Origin of the sequence: Actinomyces minihominis (assembly GCF_900187855.1) — a bacterium.
GTDB lineage: Bacteria > Actinomycetota > Actinomycetes > Actinomycetales > Actinomycetaceae > Scrofimicrobium > Scrofimicrobium minihominis.
Map to the genome: position 1 here is coordinate 54,160 of NZ_FYEG01000009.1, position 15,509 is coordinate 69,668.

Here is a 15,509-nt window from a genome sequence, read left to right on the forward strand (position 1 = left end):
TCCGTGGCACCAAGAAAACAAAGATGAGTCTAGGCTGGGGACTGAGGTGTATCGAACTTATTGTGGAAACCGTTTGGAGGACTTCCATGACCCGCGCTCTGATAATCGTCGATGTACAACCGACGTTCTGTGAGGGTGGAGCACTCGGCATCGAAGGCGGCAACGACTGCGCCAAGAGAATTGCCAAGTATGCCCTGAAACATGAGGACGACTACGACGTCATTATCACCACCCAGGACTGGCACATCGACCCGGGTGATCACTTCTCCGACAACCCCGACTTCATTGACACCTGGCCCCCACACGGAGTGGCAGACACCACCGAGGCCGAACTCCACCAGTTCCTCGAACCCGTTTCCATCGACTACCACTTGAAAAAGGGCCAGTACGAGGCCGCCTACTCTGGCTTCGAAGCTGCGTGCCCCAGTGGGCAAACCATGGAGGACGTCCTGATTGATGAGGGCGTCAACGAAGTCGATATTGTCGGCCTCGCCCTGTCGCACTGCGTCAAAGAGACCGCCCTGGATGCAGCACGGCTGCGCTTCCTCGATAGGGTGCGCGTCCTGGTTGACCTGACCGAACCGGTCTCACCTGAGCAGGGCGAAGTAGCCCTCGAAGAGCTGGCCAAAACCCGCGTCAAGCTGGTGCACAGCCACGAGACCTCCCCTAACCAGATGCGGCCACGTCCCTAGCCCGCGCCGAGGGCCTCCTTGAACACGGCGTTGGGGCGGTGGCCGCTATCCTCTGCCACGGTCGCAGCTGCCTCCTTGAGGCGGATTCCCTCACGCTCCGCAAGTGCCAGTGCCTGCTGGGCGAGCTCCTCAATGCTGGTGGTAGCCCGCTTGGGAGCGCCCTCAATCACCAGTGTCACCTCACCCAGCACGGGTTCAGCCTCAGTGTGCACCACCAGTTCGGTGAGTGTGCCCCGGGTGACCTCCTCATAGGTCTTTGTGAGCTCACGACAGAGGGCAGCGCGCCGATCACCCCCGAGGGCGTCGCGCAGGGCGCGCAGCGTCTCGGCCGTCCGCCTCGGCGACTCAAAGAGGATAAAGGTGCGGGGTTCATCGGCTAGTTCGGCCAGGTGGGACTTGAGCTCGGAGTGTTTCCGTGGCAGAAACCCCTCAAATACAAAGCGATCTGAGGGCAGGCCCGAAACACTGAGGGCCGCAAGCGCAGCGCTCGGTCCCGGCAGGGGTGCCAGGCGAACCCCGGCTTCCGCTGCCTTCACCGAAAGGCGATAGCCCGGGTCTGAGACGGTTGGGGTCCCGGCATCGCTGACCACAAGGACGGTCTGCCCCTTCTGAGCGGCCTCAATTAGGTCCGCAGCGCGTTCGTCCTCGACATGTTCGTGGAAAGCCAGAATGGTTCCGGTTAGGGCGACTTCCATGCGGGCACACAGGTTACGCAGTCGGCGCGTGTCCTCCGCCGCGATGATATCCGCGGAGGCTAGCAGTTCACGAAGACGCAATGATGCGTCGTCAACGTTGCCGATGGGGGTTGCGGCCATGTAGATGATGCCGGGGGCTTGCTCACTCATAGCCCAAGTATGCCGTCTCAGAGGCTGCGTGCCGCAAGCGTCAGTGCGCCGCGCAGTCCCGACCCACCCAGGCGGTAGGAGCGCCCCTCCTCTTCCAACCGGTTGCGCAGTCCTTCTCCGACCGGATTATCGCCTGCGGCAACTCCCCCGACGAGGACGAGCGGCCGTGTGGTGTCAGTCTGGGGAAGTGAGTCGATGGTGTCGATCAGCTCGCTGACTGCGCGATCAACAATCGCAACTGCCACTGCATCCTCGGCTTCGACGGCGCCGGCTAAAAGTTTGGCGTAGCTACCTATCTCCCGCGGCGCCTGCCCGTAGACCTCCGCGATGAGCTGGGTTCGATCGCGTCCCTTAAGTACGAGGTCGGTAAGGAGGGTTTGGGGTCCACGCCCGGACGCACCGTCGAGGGCTGCTCGCACCACTTCGATCCCCAGCCAAACCCCGGCCCCACGGTCACCCAGCAGATAGCCGTACCCGTCAGCCAGGGCGATCTGCTGCGCCCCTTCGATCAGAGCTGCCACGGCGCCGGTTCCGCCGATGAGGACGGCTCCCCCCGAGGTTTGTGCTCCGGGCTCTTCAACCCAGGCCACCCCGGACCAGAAGGCGACGACGAGGTCGGAAACCACCGTAACCTCTCCGGCAAGCCCAGAATCAGACCAGGCCTCCAGGGTGGCAGTGCGAAGCGGTTCCGGTCGACTGAGGAACCCGGCCAAACCAGCCACCCCGCCCACAATCCGCGCGGGGGCACCTGCGGGGGCCATGGACAGCGCTCTTCGCAGGGTCTGCCCGATCGCCCTAGGATCACCACCTGAGTTGGGGTTGATACCGGGACCCTCGGCCTCGGCAATGACGGTGCCCTCAAGATCGGCGATTGCGACCCGAACAGAAGTCCCCCCACCGTCTATTCCAACGATGAGGGGTCCGGATGGAGAACTACTGTCGGTCACCGACCGGCCCGCAGTTCTTGCAGCTGCTGGATGGCGGCCCGGGTTCCCTCAAGGGCTTCGACACTGGGCCGGAATGTGTGCTGCGCCGTGGCAACGAAAAGGCAGTCAACCAGGGTCAACTGAGCCAGTCGACTGCCCGTGGCACCGGCGCGGAAGTTGGTCTCTCGGGCGACAGTAAACAGCGAGTAGTCGGCCTGCTCCACCACCGGTGACCCCGGCGTGTTGGTGATGACAACCGTGGTGGCACCGGCTTTCTTGGCCGCGGCCAACCATTCGACTATTTCTACGGTTCTGCCGGAGTTGGAGAACCCAACCGCAACCATGCCCGGCTTCAGTAGTGAAGCGGAGGAAAACGCCAGGTGTGGATCAGTAAAGGCGAAACAGATCCGCCCGATCCGGTGCAGCTTCTGCTGCAAATCGAGAGCGGACAGCCCCGAGGCGCCGATTCCGTAGGCTTCGACGCGACTGGCTCTGGCCAGTTCACCCGATACAGCGGCCAGAGTCTCCAGCGACAGGGAGTTGACGGTATCCGAAACAGAGCGCGCGTCCGTGTAGGCAATCTTCGAGATGGCCGTGACAACGTCATCGCCCTCGGAAATGTCCCCTGACTCTTCCAGGCGAATGTCTTCTTTACTGCGCCCCCCGATCTCGGTTGCCATCTTGAGGCGCAGTTCTGAGTACCCACTCAGGTTCATCTCACGACAGAACCGAATCACAGTGGTCTCAGAGGTATCCACCTCGCGGGCCAGGGCTGAGATGGTCAGCCCTGCCGCGCGGGATGGGTTGCGAACGATGTACTCTCCCACTCGCCTCATCGCCGGCTGGAGGCCGGGCAGCTGGGCGCGAATGCGGGCGGTCAGGGGAACCTCCTGCCCGACGAAGAGCTCAAGAGGTTCCGGACCGCTGTCTTCGTTGGCAGACAACTTCAGCCCCCCTTTAGTCTTCGTTGAGAACGTTCTTACCGAACTGGTCGAACTCGCCGCCACTGGCAAGCTCTGCACGTACCGAGTCGCGGAGCTTTCCGTGGTTGGAAGGCACCGGAGCGGCACTAAGCAGAAGCTTGGTGTAATCGTGCTGCGGGTTCAAGATCACCTCATCAGATGGCCCCCGTTCCACCACCTGACCCTTGTAGAGCACCATGATCTCATCCGAGAAGTGGCGCGCTGTCGCGAGGTCATGGGTGATGTAGAGAACGCCGAGGTTGTCCTCCCTCTGCAGGCGAGCCAGCAGGTTGAGGACCGAGAGGCGAATCGAGACGTCGAGCATAGAGACCGGCTCGTCCGCCACCAGGTACTTCGCACCCGGGGCAAGTGCCCTCGCGATAGCAACTCGCTGGCGTTGACCACCGGAGAGTTCGTGCGGGTTACGCGAGGCGTATGACGCAGCGGGCTCAAGGTTGACGCGCGAAAGCAGCTCTTGAACCTGTGCATCGGCCTCATCCCGGGTCTTGACCTTGCCGTGGATACGCAGCGGTCGCTCGATGTGGTGCTGGATGGTGTGGAACGGGTTCAATGAGGCAAACGGGTCCTGGTACACCATTTGCACCAGGTGCAGGTACTCGCGTCCCTTGATTCCGCGCACCGTAGATTCAAGGCCGTCCACGGTGATCGAACCCCTGGTGGGCTGCTCCAGGCGCATGATCATCTTGGCGATGGTCGACTTACCCGAACCGGACTCACCGACGAGGGCGATGGTCTTTCCCGGCTCCAGGGTGAACGAAACGTCGTCGACGGCCCGCAGGATCGAGGAGTGGAACCCCTTGCGAATCTTGAACTCTTTTGTAACGTGATCAACGATCAGGCTCACCGATCCGCTCCTTCCATGGCGCCGCTGTCACGAACACCGCCGGCTCGAACGAAGCTACCCTCATCGCCAAGCAGGCTGGGGAAGGAGCTCAGGAGCCTCTTGGTGTAATCGTGCTGCGGGTTCTCGTAGATGTTCTCCGCCGTGTTCAGCTCGACAATCCGTCCCTCACGCATGATGGCGATTCGGTCGGAGATCTCAAGAAGAAGCGGAAGGTCGTGGGTGATGAAAATAACCGCGAAGTTCAGCTGCTCACGCAGTCGCATGATCTCTCGCAGGATACCGCGCTGCACGACGACGTCGAGGGCGGTGGTCGGCTCATCCATAATCATGACCTGCGGGTTCAACGCCAGGGCCATGGCGATCATGACGCGCTGGCGCATACCACCGGAGAGCTCGTGGGCGAAGGCGTTGAGGCGGTTGGGGTCAACCCCGACCAGCTTCAGGAGTGTCTTCGACGCCTCGGTCTTCTCTTCCTTTGTCATGTGGGGACGGTGGGTCTTGAAGACGTCGAACAGCTGCGCCTTCACGGAAATGACGGGGTTGAGGGCGTTCATTGCCCCCTGGAACACCATCGAGATCTTTTCCCAGCGGAAGGCACGCAGGTTATCCCCGTAGAGGGAGGTCACCTGAATGTCTTCACCATCCTTGTCGTGGAAGGTTACCTCTCCCCCGGCCAGCAGGGCCGGTGGCTTCAGCAGACGGTTGACGCCGTAGGCCAGGGTGGTCTTGCCACAGCCCGACTCACCGGCCAGACCGAGGATCTCGCCACGGTTCAACACCAGGGAGACATCCTTGACCGCGTGAACCGGAGGGTTGACCTCGTAGGTAATCGACATGTTCTTGGCTGTGAGCACGGGCTCGTGCTCGGCCAGGTAGTCGTCGTGATCCGGGGTCGTCAGTGGACCCGCGTAAATCTCTTCGGTCACTTTGCTGCCTTTTCTGCAGATGCCAGCGTCTTGCGCTTCGCGTCAGCGCGGCGCAGTTCACGTTCGGCACGACGGACGGAACGAACAGCGTCAGGGGCTGCCTTCAGCTTCGGGTTGATGGTTTCATCAATCGAGAAGTTGATCAGCGACAGACCCATACCCAGAAGGGCGATCAGGAGGCCCGGGGGTACGAACCACCACCACGCACCGACGTGGAACGCGTTCTGCTGTGATGCCTGGTTCAGCATAGTGCCCCAGGTGATAGCACCCGACGGACCCAGTCCCAGGTAGGACAGACCGGCCTCGGAAAGAACGGCGAGGACGACTGCCGAAAGGAACATGGCTGCCAGCAGGGGAAGCAGGTTCGGAAGGATCTCGACCATGATGATGCGGTAGCCCTTTTCACCGGCTGTTCTTGCCGCCGAGACGTAGTCACGGTTGCGAAGCGACTTGGCCTGAAGACGAAGAACGACAGCTGAACCGGCCCAGGATGTGACACCCAGGACGAGGGCGATCATCCACATCGACCTGGTTTCCATGTAGGTGGCTACCACGATCACCAGGGGCAGACCCGGGATGACCAGCATGATGTTGGTGATCAGGGAGAGTCCCTCGTCAACGATTCCACCGCGGTAACCCGCGACAATACCGAAGAAGAGTGAGAACACAACTGCGATGAAGCCCGCGGTTGCACCAACCAGGAGGGAGCCCGCGGCCCCCTCGGCCAGCTGTGCAAGAACGTCGGCACCCAGGTTGTTTGTCCCCAGCCAGTGTTCTGACGAAGGGGGCTGCATGGGGGCGTTCTTGTAGTAGCGGGGATCCTGTGTCAGGAACGGTCCCAGGATGGCAAACAGGATGATGCCAATGGTGAGGAAGAGTCCGAGACCGAGCTTGAAGTCCATGCGCGGCAGAGCGCTACGGAACCGACCCTTTTTCTTCTTCTTGTCGAGCCCCTCTTCGAGTAGCTCCTCTCCCCGCGTCAGTGCGGGGCTGGAAGCGGAAAGGGCCGCGGAGTCGGTGGTGTCCACCTGCAGTGGCACCGTGACCAGTACGTCATCTACTTGCTCTTTAGACATTGCTGCGCGCCCTCGGATCGATGAAGCCGTAGATCATGTCCATGACGAAGTTCGCCAGAAGGACCGTCACGGTAATTACTAGGAACACACCCTGCATCAGTGCGAAGTCCTTCTCAGAGACCGCGGTCATAAGAAGCTTTCCGACACCCGGGTAGCTGAAGACCTGCTCCATAACAATGGAGCCTGCGACCACGAAGCCAAGCGTGATACCGAAGGCAGCCATCGAGGGCAGCGCGGCGTTACGTCCCGCGTACCAGATGAAGATGCGTGAGTTACGAAGACCCTTGGCCTCTGCGGTGACGACGTAGTCCTCCGACAGGGTCGAAACCATCATGTTGCGCATACCAAGGACCCAGCCACCGACCGAGGCGATGATGATCGTGATCGCCGGGAGGAGACCGTGGTAGATGACGCTGGAGATGAACGCCCAGGACAGTTCGGGACCGCCGGGGAAATCTCGGAAGGAGTAGCCACCGATGATGGGGAATATCCCCATGGAGACGGAGAATACCGAAACGAAGATCAGAGCTAGCCAGAAGTAAGGAACTGACTGAAGAAGGGTCATGCCGGGGATGAGGGCGTCGGCTGCGGTGCCGCGCTTCCACCCGGCGAAGGCGCCAATGAGGACGCCCAGGATGAACGAAATGATTGTGGCTGTGCCGACCAGGGTCAGCGTCCACGGCAGTGCCGAGCCGATCAGTGAGCTGACCTCTGCTGGGAACATCGAGCTTGAGACACCGAGGTCCCCGCGGAAGATATTGCCCCAGTAGGTGATGTACTGATCCCACATGGAAGAGTCGTCGGCACCAAAGATGATGTCAATGGAGTTTTCCATGGCGGGGGTGATCTCACCACCGCGCCTCATAATCTTCTCCATGAAGATTGTTCTTGGATCGCCTGGCATCAGCCTAGGCAACATGAAGTTCAGCGAAACTGCAGCCCATAGTGTTAGGACATAGAACGAGATTCGCCGCACGTAATATCTCACGCGCCAACACTCCTTTGGGTAAGTGCGGCGACCCGTGGCCGCCCCGCCAGGGGGCGGCCACCGATCAAACCACTACTGAGGTTGATTCCTCGTTACTTGTACGACAGCTTCGACAAAATGTAAGCGGCCGAGACACCGTCCCAGGAAGCCGGGAAGGCATAGAGATCTTCTTCTGAAGGCCAACCGGTGAAGTCAGTCTGGTTGAAGAAGGTCTGTGAACCACCGTGGAACAGCGAGATGTAGGGGACATCGTTGACGATGTTCTCCTGAACGATGGCGTAGGCCGCCTTCAGTTCATCCTCTGAGTTGGTGGCAGCTGCAGCAGCGACGGCCGCGTCAACATCCGGGTTGGAGTAGCGAGCAAAGTTGGTCTGGTTCGGCTCGAGAGTGGTTCCAACCGGCTGGGTGTAAGCGGTGGTGAAGGAGTTGCGGTAGATGGTGAACGGATCCGAGATCGGGGTACCGAACAGGGCGCCCATGAACATCTGGTAGTCACCGGTCATACGACGCTCGGAGTACTGATCGGCGGTGATTGTGCCGTTGACCAGCTCGATGCCTGCTTCCTTGGCCTGCGCGACCATCAGTTCGGCTGCAGCGTTCTGGTCCGACCAGCCTTCAACAGACTCGATCTTGACCGAAGCGCGTTCGCCGTCCTTGGCGTAGATACCGTCTGCACCGAGGGTCCAGCCAGCCTCTTCCATGATGGCCTTTGCACCGGCAACATCAGGATCGTTCGAGTTTTCAACCGGGAGGCCGTCGGCAACCCACTTCTCATCACGGCCGGGCTTCACGAAGGTCGGCGATGCGGGCTGTGCAAGGTTGTAGTAGGCCTTCTCGTTGATCTCACCACGGTCAATAGCAAGATTCAGGGCCTGGCGGATCTCCACCTTGGTCTGAGCACCGGAGCAGCCGAGTTCCTCGTTGCCACAGATCATGACAACGGTGGGGTTCGGGGAAGCAACGTTGATGTAGCCGAGGTCGTAGGGCTCAACGAGAGCCTCAGGCTGCGGAACGAAGAAGGTCGAGTAGTCCAGCTGGCCGGCCTTGAACAGTGACTCTGCGGAGGAGTTACCGTCAATACCGAGGTACTGAACACGGTTGATGCCCGGACGCTCTGCATCCCAGTAGTTGGGGTTAGCAACCATGGTGTAGGCAGCGTCGGTGACGTTCTCAACCATGAACGGTCCGGTACCAACCGGGGAGTCCGCGTTGTCGAAGGTGACGAGGTCGGTGATCTCACCGAAAACGTGCTCCGGAACAATGTAGGTGGCACCCAGGATCGAGTACTCGTTGGTGAACGAGGTCTCGTTGAAGTGCAGCTTGACGGTGGTCTCGTCGATAACCTCGACCTCGTCCACGTAGTCCATCTGCACGCCGTCATTGGTGAAGGAGAACTTGATGTCGTCAGCCGTCAGCGGCTCGCCATCGTTCCACTTAACGCCCTCACGAATCTTGATGGTCAGTTCCTTACCGTCTTCTGACCATTCCTTGGATTCACCCAGGAGAGCTACGGGTTCGCGCGCCTCAGCCTTGTTGTAGAAGAACAGCGGCTCGTAAACGCCACCCAGAGCTGCGTGGAGCGCAGTCGGGGTGTAGGGGTTGAAGTTGGCTACAACTGGGGTCTGGGTTCCAGCAAAGACCACCAGGGTTGGGCCATCTTCAGGGGTAGCGCCGGCATCACCGGACTGACCGCCGGCTGCGCCGGAGGTGCCACCACCGCAAGCGGCAAGCAGGCCAAGTGAGGCTGCCAAGCCAGCGGCAAGCGCTGCGCGCTTCCATTTCCTAATCGGGGACATCCTTGTTCCTTTCAGTTTTCCGCCCGTTCCTCGTCGACTCGGCGGACCTGTAGTACCTATTATGTATATTTTTTCCGTCGGTACAATCGGATATGTTATTTTGTTACCAATATGTTGCTAGTCACACCTTGACCTAGCGGCTGAGCTCAGTAAAGCACCTCTGTTAGGTACTCGGGAGCTCGGGGAGCCTCCGAAATTACCTCAGCCGCACCCGAGGCTGAAGCAAGTCCGGTACGCAGCGAGTTACTACCCCAGAGCAGGTCGATAAACGGCCTGGTGGAAGCACCTTCTTCCCAATCAGGAAGGCGCCACTCAAAACTCTTCGGCGCAATCTGCTGCGCAACCTTCAACATCGACACTCCTGTGAGGATCGGGTTGAAGGAAGTCCTATCCGAGACATGCAGCTGCACGCCCCCCACGGGAACGCCCTCGTGCTTCTGGAAAGTGGGCACAAACCAGGAGGAACGGAACCTCACCCCCGGAAGATCAAGGGCATTAAGTTCGGCGGCGAACCCCTCATCAAGCCACGGTGCGCCGACCAGTTCGAACGGACGCGTTGTTCCACGCCCCTCCGACATGTTGGTGCCCTCAAAGAGGCAGGTCCCCACGTAGGCGAGCGCGGTGTCCGGAGTGGGCAGGTTCGGAGAGGGGAAGACCCAGGGTAGGCCCGTCTCATCCCACAGCATGGTCCGTTCCCAGCCCTCCATTCGAATCACCTGTGGTTCAACCGCGGCTTCACCAGCGGCCGCATCCTTGGCGGCGGCTTCGCGGGCCAGTTCCCCCATCGTCAGACCGTGACGTGAAGGAATGTTGAGCCGACCGATAAAACTATCGAACCCGGGCAGCAGTCCAGGGCCATCAACCACCTCACCACCCAGGGGGTTGGGACGGTCGAGGACGTAGAAGGGCAAACCGAGTCGGGCCGCACTTCTCATGCAGTCAACCACCGTCCAGGCGTAGGTGTAGAAGCGTGCCCCTACATCCTGGATGTCTGCGACAAGTACATCGAGGCCCAGCTTCGCAATTTCCTCGTCGAGTGCTGCACCCGACTTGCCATAGGTGTCAACCACGGGGAGCCCCGTGAGTGGGTCAACCCCACCGTCCTCGGCAAACCCCGCCTGCGCGGTTCCCCGCAGACCATGTTCTGGTCCGAGGATGGCCGCCACCCTCCCCGTCTCCTGGTGCAGCAGCGTGGCTGAAAGCTCCAGGTTGGGGAGGACGGCGGTGTAGTTGGTGATCAGACCCCAGCGACGACCGGGGATCAGTGTCGGATCGGCCAGAAGCCGCTCAGCACCGGTACGAACACGCATGAACAAGTTCCTCGTGGTTTTCTGCTCTAGTTCTGGGACTCAAGGTCGCTGACAGCCATCGGGAGGCCACCGAGCGGCTTGGCCCCCTTCGCGAGAACATTGCCGGCGGCCTCAATGGCAAAGAAGTTGTCCCCGTAGGTGAAGAGAACAGCGTGGTCGCGGGACACGGCTGCTGCCTCATGCGGGGAACGCAGTGCAACGACGTGAATCTTGAGGCCGTGCTCAGAGAGCTCCTGGAGCACCTCTGCAACCGGAAGGTTATCCTTCCAACCGTCACGAAGAACCACCACGGCCTCATCAAGACCAGCAGCCTGAGCGGCGGTGACACCCTTCCACGGGCCACCCTCACCCTCGGTTGCCCCCCACTGGATCTGCTCAACCCTGTGGCCGGCGTCAGCAAGGATTTCCGAGAGTACCTCTCCGGGGTTAGCGCCACGCTTCTGGGGGTCGATTCCAGGGTGGACCAGCAGAACCGAAGCGTTGGGCGCGAGGGCGGCATCAATCGCAGAATCACGCTCGGCTACCGAGTGCGCGGCGGCGTGGCGGGCCAGCTCAATGTGAGCCGGGTTCTTCAGGACATCGAGCTGGGGAACCTGCGGGTTGTCGAGGCCGAGTTTCAGCTTGAGCTTCAGAATCCGTTTCGCCGAGGCGATTAGTTCATCGCGATCCAGGCGTCCCTCCCTGAGGGCTGCGAGGACCGCGTCATAGGCCTCGGGAAGGTCAACCGGCATGAGGATCTGGTCCGCACCGGCCTGAAGAGCAATGACGCAGGCTTCAGCAGCACCCTCGGGACGCTCGGCTCCACCCATATCCATGGCATCGGTGACGATGACGCCCTCGAACCCAAGATCGCCACGCAGCAGGTCGGTAACGATAGGGCGAGAGAAGGTGGCGGAGTTCTCCGGGTCCAGGGCCGGGAAGGCTGCGTGACCGAGCATGACGGAATCAGCGCCCGCGTCAATGGCCGCCTGGAACGGGAGGCGCTCTGTCTCATCCCAGCGCTCACGTGACAGAGTGACCGAAGGCAGGCCCAGGTGGGGGTCAACCGAAGCGCTGCCGTAGCCTGGGAAGTGCTTCAGGGTCGAGGCGATTCCAGCTTCTGCCAGCGCCTTCGTGGTTGCGGCCAGCTGCTCCGCTGCCCGAACCGGATCGGATCCAGCTGAACGAATGTTCACCCCGGGGTTCTCCGAGACGACGTTGACATCAGCAACGGGTGCGAAGGTCTGGAAAATACCAACGGAGCGCAGCTGCTCGCCGGTGACGTGCCCGACCTCTGTCACAGTCTCCAGATCACCGGTGGCCCCGAGGGCCATAGCGCCGGGCATGTGGGTGGCACCGACGCGAACGCGCGCAACTGTACCGTTCTCCTGGTCTGTGGAAATCAGAAGTGGGATGGCGGCTGCCTCTTGGAGATCAAGGGTGCTCTTACGAATGTTCTCTACTGGTTCGTGGTCACCCCCCGGCGGGAAGTAGATAATCGCACCCAGGTGGTACTTCTGGATGTACTGCTTCAGGCGATCGTGGACCTCCTGGAACTTGTCTTCAGGGTGGCCCCCACCAAACCCAAGAATGTCCTTGGCTGCGTGCCCTCCGCTGGCGACGCTAAACAACTGGCCGATTAGGACTTCATCACTCCAGCTCTCCACAGAGTCAAGAGCCTGTTGAACTGTCATTTTCTCCACTAGGGCGCTCCCTTGCTGCCTAAAGATATCGCTCCATGTTGCGATTAGAGGTTGGCTATCACCAACATCTTGTAACATACTTACATAAATCAAAGATTTTGTGTACTTTATATACTAGCAAATCGCAGAACGTACCGGTCCCACGTAAAGGACGACAATGAAGCTCAACGCAGAGCATGAAAACCAGATCAGCACCTCCATCACCGAGTCTGTAGACCCCAGGTATGCCGAGCTCGACCTCCTGCCCACCGAGGACCTTGTTCAGGCCATGAATGAGGCCGAGATGGAGGTACCTGTTGCAGTTTCCAAGGTGATCCCTCAGATCGCAGCGGCGGTTGACGCCATCAGCGCGGGAATGAAGAAGGGCGGGCGCCTGTTCTACGCCGGTGCCGGAACCTCAGGTCGACTGGGCGTTCTCGATGCCTCGGAATGCCCCCCGACCTTCTCATCGCATCCGGACCAGGTGGTCGGAATCATCGCAGGGGGTGACGACGCCCTCCGCAACGCGATTGAGGGGGCTGAGGACAACTTTGATGAGGGTTATCAGGCACTGCGGGCCTACGACCTCACCTCGAATGACACGGTCGTCGGCATTGCAGCATCGGGTCGCACCCCATTTGCGCTCGGTGCCGTAACGGCTGGAAAAGATGCCGGCGCGACAACCGTAAGCATTTCGAACAACTCCCCCGCCGAGCTCTCCAAGGTGGTGGACTTCCCTATCGAGGTCGTCGTCGGTCCTGAAATCATCACCGGTTCCACGCGCCTGAAGTCCGGTTCTTCACAGAAGCAGGTCCTCAACATCCTCTCCACCGCCACCATGGTTCGCCTGGGTAAGACCTACGGAAACCTGATGGTTGACGTATCGGCCTCGAACCTGAAGCTTGAGGTTCGGGCCCGGAACCTTGTCATGCGGATTACCGAGTGTGACCAGGAGACCGCCGAGAAGACCCTTGCTGCCAGTGGTGGAAGCGTCAAGATCGCATCGGTGGCACTTCTTCGCGGCATTACGCCCGAAGAGGCAGTTGCCCTGCTCGATGCCAATGATGGAGTGATGAGGGCCGCCCTCAACTCCTAGCTAATCACGGGGAACCCACCCCCCCAAGAAGGTTCCCCGTCAGAAGGGGGTGCGATGCTCGATGACGGGGCTCGCACCCCCTTCGTTTTGCCCATCTGGTGGATCGATCTTCGTCAATCACGCTCGAAACCGACAAGAACTTCTGGTTTTCTTCGCCTCAAAGGGGTGAGACTACGGTGGATTGGTGTGGAATCAATCTCATAACAGTGACTTCGTTATGCCCCCAAGGCCTTTGATCCCGGGTTAGTCTCGAACGGTCTGGGGGTCTGGAACTCCAGCACGCTTGAAGCAGGCAATGGTGCCTGACCCAACCTAACTGGAGGCAAGACGTGGACCGCCAAGTGGTCATAACAGAATCAGAGCCGCTGGAGCTCTACACGCTCGACGAAGCTATCGCCCAAACAACTGAGATTGATGAGAAGTCACCGGGAGAGCGCGCCCCCAGGGAACCAAAGGCTGTCAACCTGCGCCGGTGGGGCGGGTTGGTTGGCGGTATCGCTCTCTCACTGATCGTCTACTTCATCATGCCGGGCGATGTCGCCCACACCGCCAAGCTAACCGCAGCTGTCGCCGTCCTCATGGGGGTGTGGTGGATGACAGAGGCCCTGCCCATTCCGGCAACCGCCCTCGTGCCCCTGGTCCTTTTCCCCACGCTCGGTGACAGCAACATCAACGACGTGGGAGCGGCCTACGGTAACAACGTCATCTTCCTTTTCATGGGCGGCTTTATGCTTGCCCTGGCGATGCAACGATGGAACCTGCACAGGCGCATGGCCCTGCTCACGCTGAAGATGATGGGCCCACGACCGGGAGCAATGATCGGCGGCTTCATGATCGCCACCGGTTTCCTCAGCATGTGGGTTTCAAACACTGCGACCGCGGTCATGATGCTGCCCCTGGGCATGTCAGTCCTGCTCCTGGTCGCGAAGGTTGTCCCCGACATGGGTAAGAAGACAACGACCGACAACGGCGAGGTAATCGTCAAGTCGAAGTTCGGTACAGCCCTCATGCTGGGTATCGCCTACGCCGCTTCGATCGGGTCCCTGGGAACCATCATCGGTACCCCACCGAACACCCTGCTAGTTGGCTACCTGGACGAAAACTTTGGCATCCAGATCGGCTTCGGACAGTGGATGCTGGTCGGCGTGCCACTGGCAGTTGTGTTTATGTTCCTCGCCTGGCTGTTGCTGACAAAGGTACTGTTCAAGCCAGAGATCACAGAGATCCCCGGAGGACGTCAGCTCATCAATGACGAGTTGAAGATGCTCGGTAAGGTCTCTTCCGGTGAAAAGCGCGTCCTCGCCCTCTTCATCACCGCAGCAGTCCTTTGGATTGGTGTCCCCCTGGTGTGGAGCAACCCGCCGATTTCCGACGCGGGTATCGCCATCCTCATCGGTCTTCTCCTGTTCACGGTCCCCAGTGGTACTGCCCGTGGAGTTCGACTTCTGGACTGGCAGTCAGCAGTGCAGTTGCCCTGGGGCGTTCTGCTGCTCTTCGGTGGAGGTCTGGCGCTTTCAGCTCAGTTCTCAAGCTCTGGCCTCACCGAATGGATCGGAACCACGGCTTCGGGGCTAGGCGGTATGCCCGTTTGGCTGATCGTAGGGATCATTACCCTGGCCATCTTGGCGCTCACCGAACTCACCTCGAACACAGCTACCGCAGCAACCTTCCTACCGGTAGCGGGAGGCATCGCGCTTGGTATCGGAGCAGATCCGCTTCTGCTGACGATCCCAGTTGCGCTGGCTGCGACATGTGCATTCATGCTTCCTGTCGCTACACCTCCAAACGCAGTCGCATTCGGCACCGGCTACGTCAAGATCGGAGAGATGGTCAAGGGCGGCCTGTGGCTGAACCTGATCGCCGTCACCCTCGTTACGATCGTGACTATGACGTTGGTTGTGTGGGTGTTTGGCATCGTCTATTAGTCGTGCCTGATCTGCTGAGTCTGCCCCGTCCCTGGCGCGCGCTAGGGGTGGGGCAGGTTCTTGCCCCAGTGCATTGATCAGGCCTACGCCCGGGCAGCACGGCGCTGGAGGCCCTGCTCTTGGCCCTGTGCATTGATCGCGTGATCAGCACCTGCTACCTGTACCAAACAGGACCGTGGGTGAGGTGGTAAGCAACCACGCTTCAGCTAAGTCTTGGACTGCCCCTGACCCGAAGGTGTTTGGGCATCTCTGGGTAGGGGTTGTGGTGGTTAAACAAGTAAGGTCCCAAGACTTTTAGAAGTCTTGGGACCTTTCTTTTTGGTTGATTTGCGGGGGGGTGCTATTTTCCCGCACCCTATGGAGTGGAGTATCTTCGCCGCTGTAAGGCTTAGCTTCCAGGTTCGGAATGGTACTGGGCGTTTCCCTTACGCTATGCCCCCC

Annotated in this window: 13 protein-coding genes and 1 rRNA gene; 3 read left to right on the plus strand and 11 right to left on the minus strand. The window is 60.2% G+C overall.

Annotated elements, in window-relative coordinates:
• The first annotated feature begins 86 nt into the window (after positions 1 to 86).
• The gene (locus CS903_RS08405; RefSeq protein WP_099333112.1) at positions 87 to 692 is read left to right on the plus strand and encodes an isochorismatase family protein; all 606 of its coding nucleotides are present in this window, start codon (positions 87 to 89) and stop codon (positions 690 to 692) included.
• Here the strand turns inward: CS903_RS08405 and rsmI are convergent.
• The 10 genes from rsmI to CS903_RS08455 all read right to left on the minus strand — a co-directional run bounded on the left by rsmI (position 689) and on the right by CS903_RS08455 (position 12,059).
• Positions 689 to 1,537: a 16S rRNA (cytidine(1402)-2'-O)-methyltransferase gene (gene rsmI, locus CS903_RS08410; RefSeq protein WP_099333113.1), complete on the minus strand. Its 849-nt coding sequence runs from the start codon at positions 1,535 to 1,537 to the stop codon at positions 689 to 691. The genes CS903_RS08405 and rsmI overlap by 4 nt on opposite strands.
• A gap of 17 nt (positions 1,538 to 1,554) precedes the next feature.
• Entirely contained in the window at positions 1,555 to 2,484 is a 930-nt protein-coding gene (locus CS903_RS08415; RefSeq protein WP_099333114.1) for an N-acetylglucosamine kinase, read from the minus strand.
• Positions 2,481 to 3,407 (minus strand): MurR/RpiR family transcriptional regulator, encoded by a 927-nt coding sequence (locus CS903_RS08420; RefSeq protein ID WP_207203795.1) that lies wholly within the window; start codon positions 3,405 to 3,407, stop codon positions 2,481 to 2,483. The genes CS903_RS08415 and CS903_RS08420 overlap by 4 nt, the downstream gene beginning before the upstream one ends.
• 13 nt (positions 3,408 to 3,420) lie before the next feature.
• Positions 3,421 to 4,290: an ABC transporter ATP-binding protein gene (locus tag CS903_RS08425; RefSeq protein WP_207203796.1), complete on the minus strand. Its 870-nt coding sequence runs from the start codon at positions 4,288 to 4,290 to the stop codon at positions 3,421 to 3,423.
• On the minus strand, positions 4,287 to 5,216 hold the full coding sequence (locus tag CS903_RS08430; RefSeq protein WP_242491821.1) for an ABC transporter ATP-binding protein: 930 nt from the start codon (positions 5,214 to 5,216) through the stop codon (positions 4,287 to 4,289). Before CS903_RS08430 ends, CS903_RS08425 begins: the two co-directional genes overlap by 4 nt.
• The gene (locus tag CS903_RS08435) at positions 5,213 to 6,292 is read right to left on the minus strand and encodes an ABC transporter permease (protein WP_099333115.1); all 1,080 of its coding nucleotides are present in this window, start codon (positions 6,290 to 6,292) and stop codon (positions 5,213 to 5,215) included. The genes CS903_RS08430 and CS903_RS08435 overlap by 4 nt, the downstream gene beginning before the upstream one ends.
• Positions 6,285 to 7,169, minus strand: a complete 885-nt coding sequence (locus CS903_RS08440; protein ID WP_207203797.1) for an ABC transporter permease — start codon at positions 7,167 to 7,169, stop codon at positions 6,285 to 6,287. Before CS903_RS08440 ends, CS903_RS08435 begins: the two co-directional genes overlap by 8 nt.
• 203 nt (positions 7,170 to 7,372) lie before the next feature.
• Positions 7,373 to 9,076, minus strand: coding sequence for an ABC transporter substrate-binding protein (locus CS903_RS08445; protein ID WP_099333117.1), 1,704 nt, complete (start codon positions 9,074 to 9,076; stop codon positions 7,373 to 7,375).
• Positions 9,077 to 9,222: 146 nt separating this feature from the next.
• Positions 9,223 to 10,386: an exo-beta-N-acetylmuramidase NamZ family protein gene (locus CS903_RS08450; protein ID WP_099333118.1), complete on the minus strand. Its 1,164-nt coding sequence runs from the start codon at positions 10,384 to 10,386 to the stop codon at positions 9,223 to 9,225.
• 26 nt (positions 10,387 to 10,412) lie between these two features.
• Complete coding sequence (locus tag CS903_RS08455) at positions 10,413 to 12,059, minus strand: glycoside hydrolase family 3 protein (protein WP_164996720.1); 1,647 nt, start codon at positions 12,057 to 12,059, stop codon at positions 10,413 to 10,415.
• Positions 12,060 to 12,225: 166 nt separating this feature from the next.
• On the opposite strand from CS903_RS08455, the gene murQ reads away from it, so the two are divergent.
• Both murQ and CS903_RS08465 read left to right on the plus strand, forming a co-directional pair.
• On the plus strand, positions 12,226 to 13,143 hold the full coding sequence (murQ, locus tag CS903_RS08460) for an N-acetylmuramic acid 6-phosphate etherase (protein ID WP_099333120.1): 918 nt from the start codon (positions 12,226 to 12,228) through the stop codon (positions 13,141 to 13,143).
• A gap of 329 nt (positions 13,144 to 13,472) precedes the next feature.
• On the plus strand, positions 13,473 to 15,068 hold the full coding sequence (locus tag CS903_RS08465) for an SLC13 family permease (RefSeq protein WP_242491822.1): 1,596 nt from the start codon (positions 13,473 to 13,475) through the stop codon (positions 15,066 to 15,068).
• A 327-nt stretch (positions 15,069 to 15,395) separates the two neighbouring features.
• Here the strand turns inward: CS903_RS08465 and rrf are convergent.
• Positions 15,396 to 15,509: ribosomal RNA gene (gene rrf / locus CS903_RS08470) — 5S ribosomal RNA — on the minus strand; the annotation flags it as partial.

Excerpts from the sequence above, each read along its gene's own strand:
- CS903_RS08405 (WP_099333112.1), top strand. The coding sequence starts at position 87 with ATGACCCGCGCTCTGATAATCGTCGATGTACAACCGACGTTCTGTGAG.
- rsmI (WP_099333113.1), bottom strand. The coding sequence starts at position 1,537 with ATGAGTGAGCAAGCCCCCGGCATCATCTACATGGCCGCAACCCCCATC.
- CS903_RS08435 (WP_099333115.1), bottom strand. The coding sequence starts at position 6,292 with ATGTCTAAAGAGCAAGTAGATGACGTACTGGTCACGGTGCCACTGCAG.
- CS903_RS08440 (WP_207203797.1), bottom strand. The coding sequence starts at position 7,169 with ATGGAGAAGATTATGAGGCGCGGTGGTGAGATCACCCCCGCCATGGAA.
- CS903_RS08445 (WP_099333117.1), bottom strand. The coding sequence starts at position 9,076 with ATGTCCCCGATTAGGAAATGGAAGCGCGCAGCGCTTGCCGCTGGCTTG.
- CS903_RS08450 (WP_099333118.1), bottom strand. The coding sequence starts at position 10,386 with ATGCGTGTTCGTACCGGTGCTGAGCGGCTTCTGGCCGATCCGACACTG.
- CS903_RS08455 (WP_164996720.1), bottom strand. The coding sequence starts at position 12,059 with ATGACAGTTCAACAGGCTCTTGACTCTGTGGAGAGCTGGAGTGATGAA.
- murQ (WP_099333120.1), top strand. The coding sequence starts at position 12,226 with ATGAAGCTCAACGCAGAGCATGAAAACCAGATCAGCACCTCCATCACC.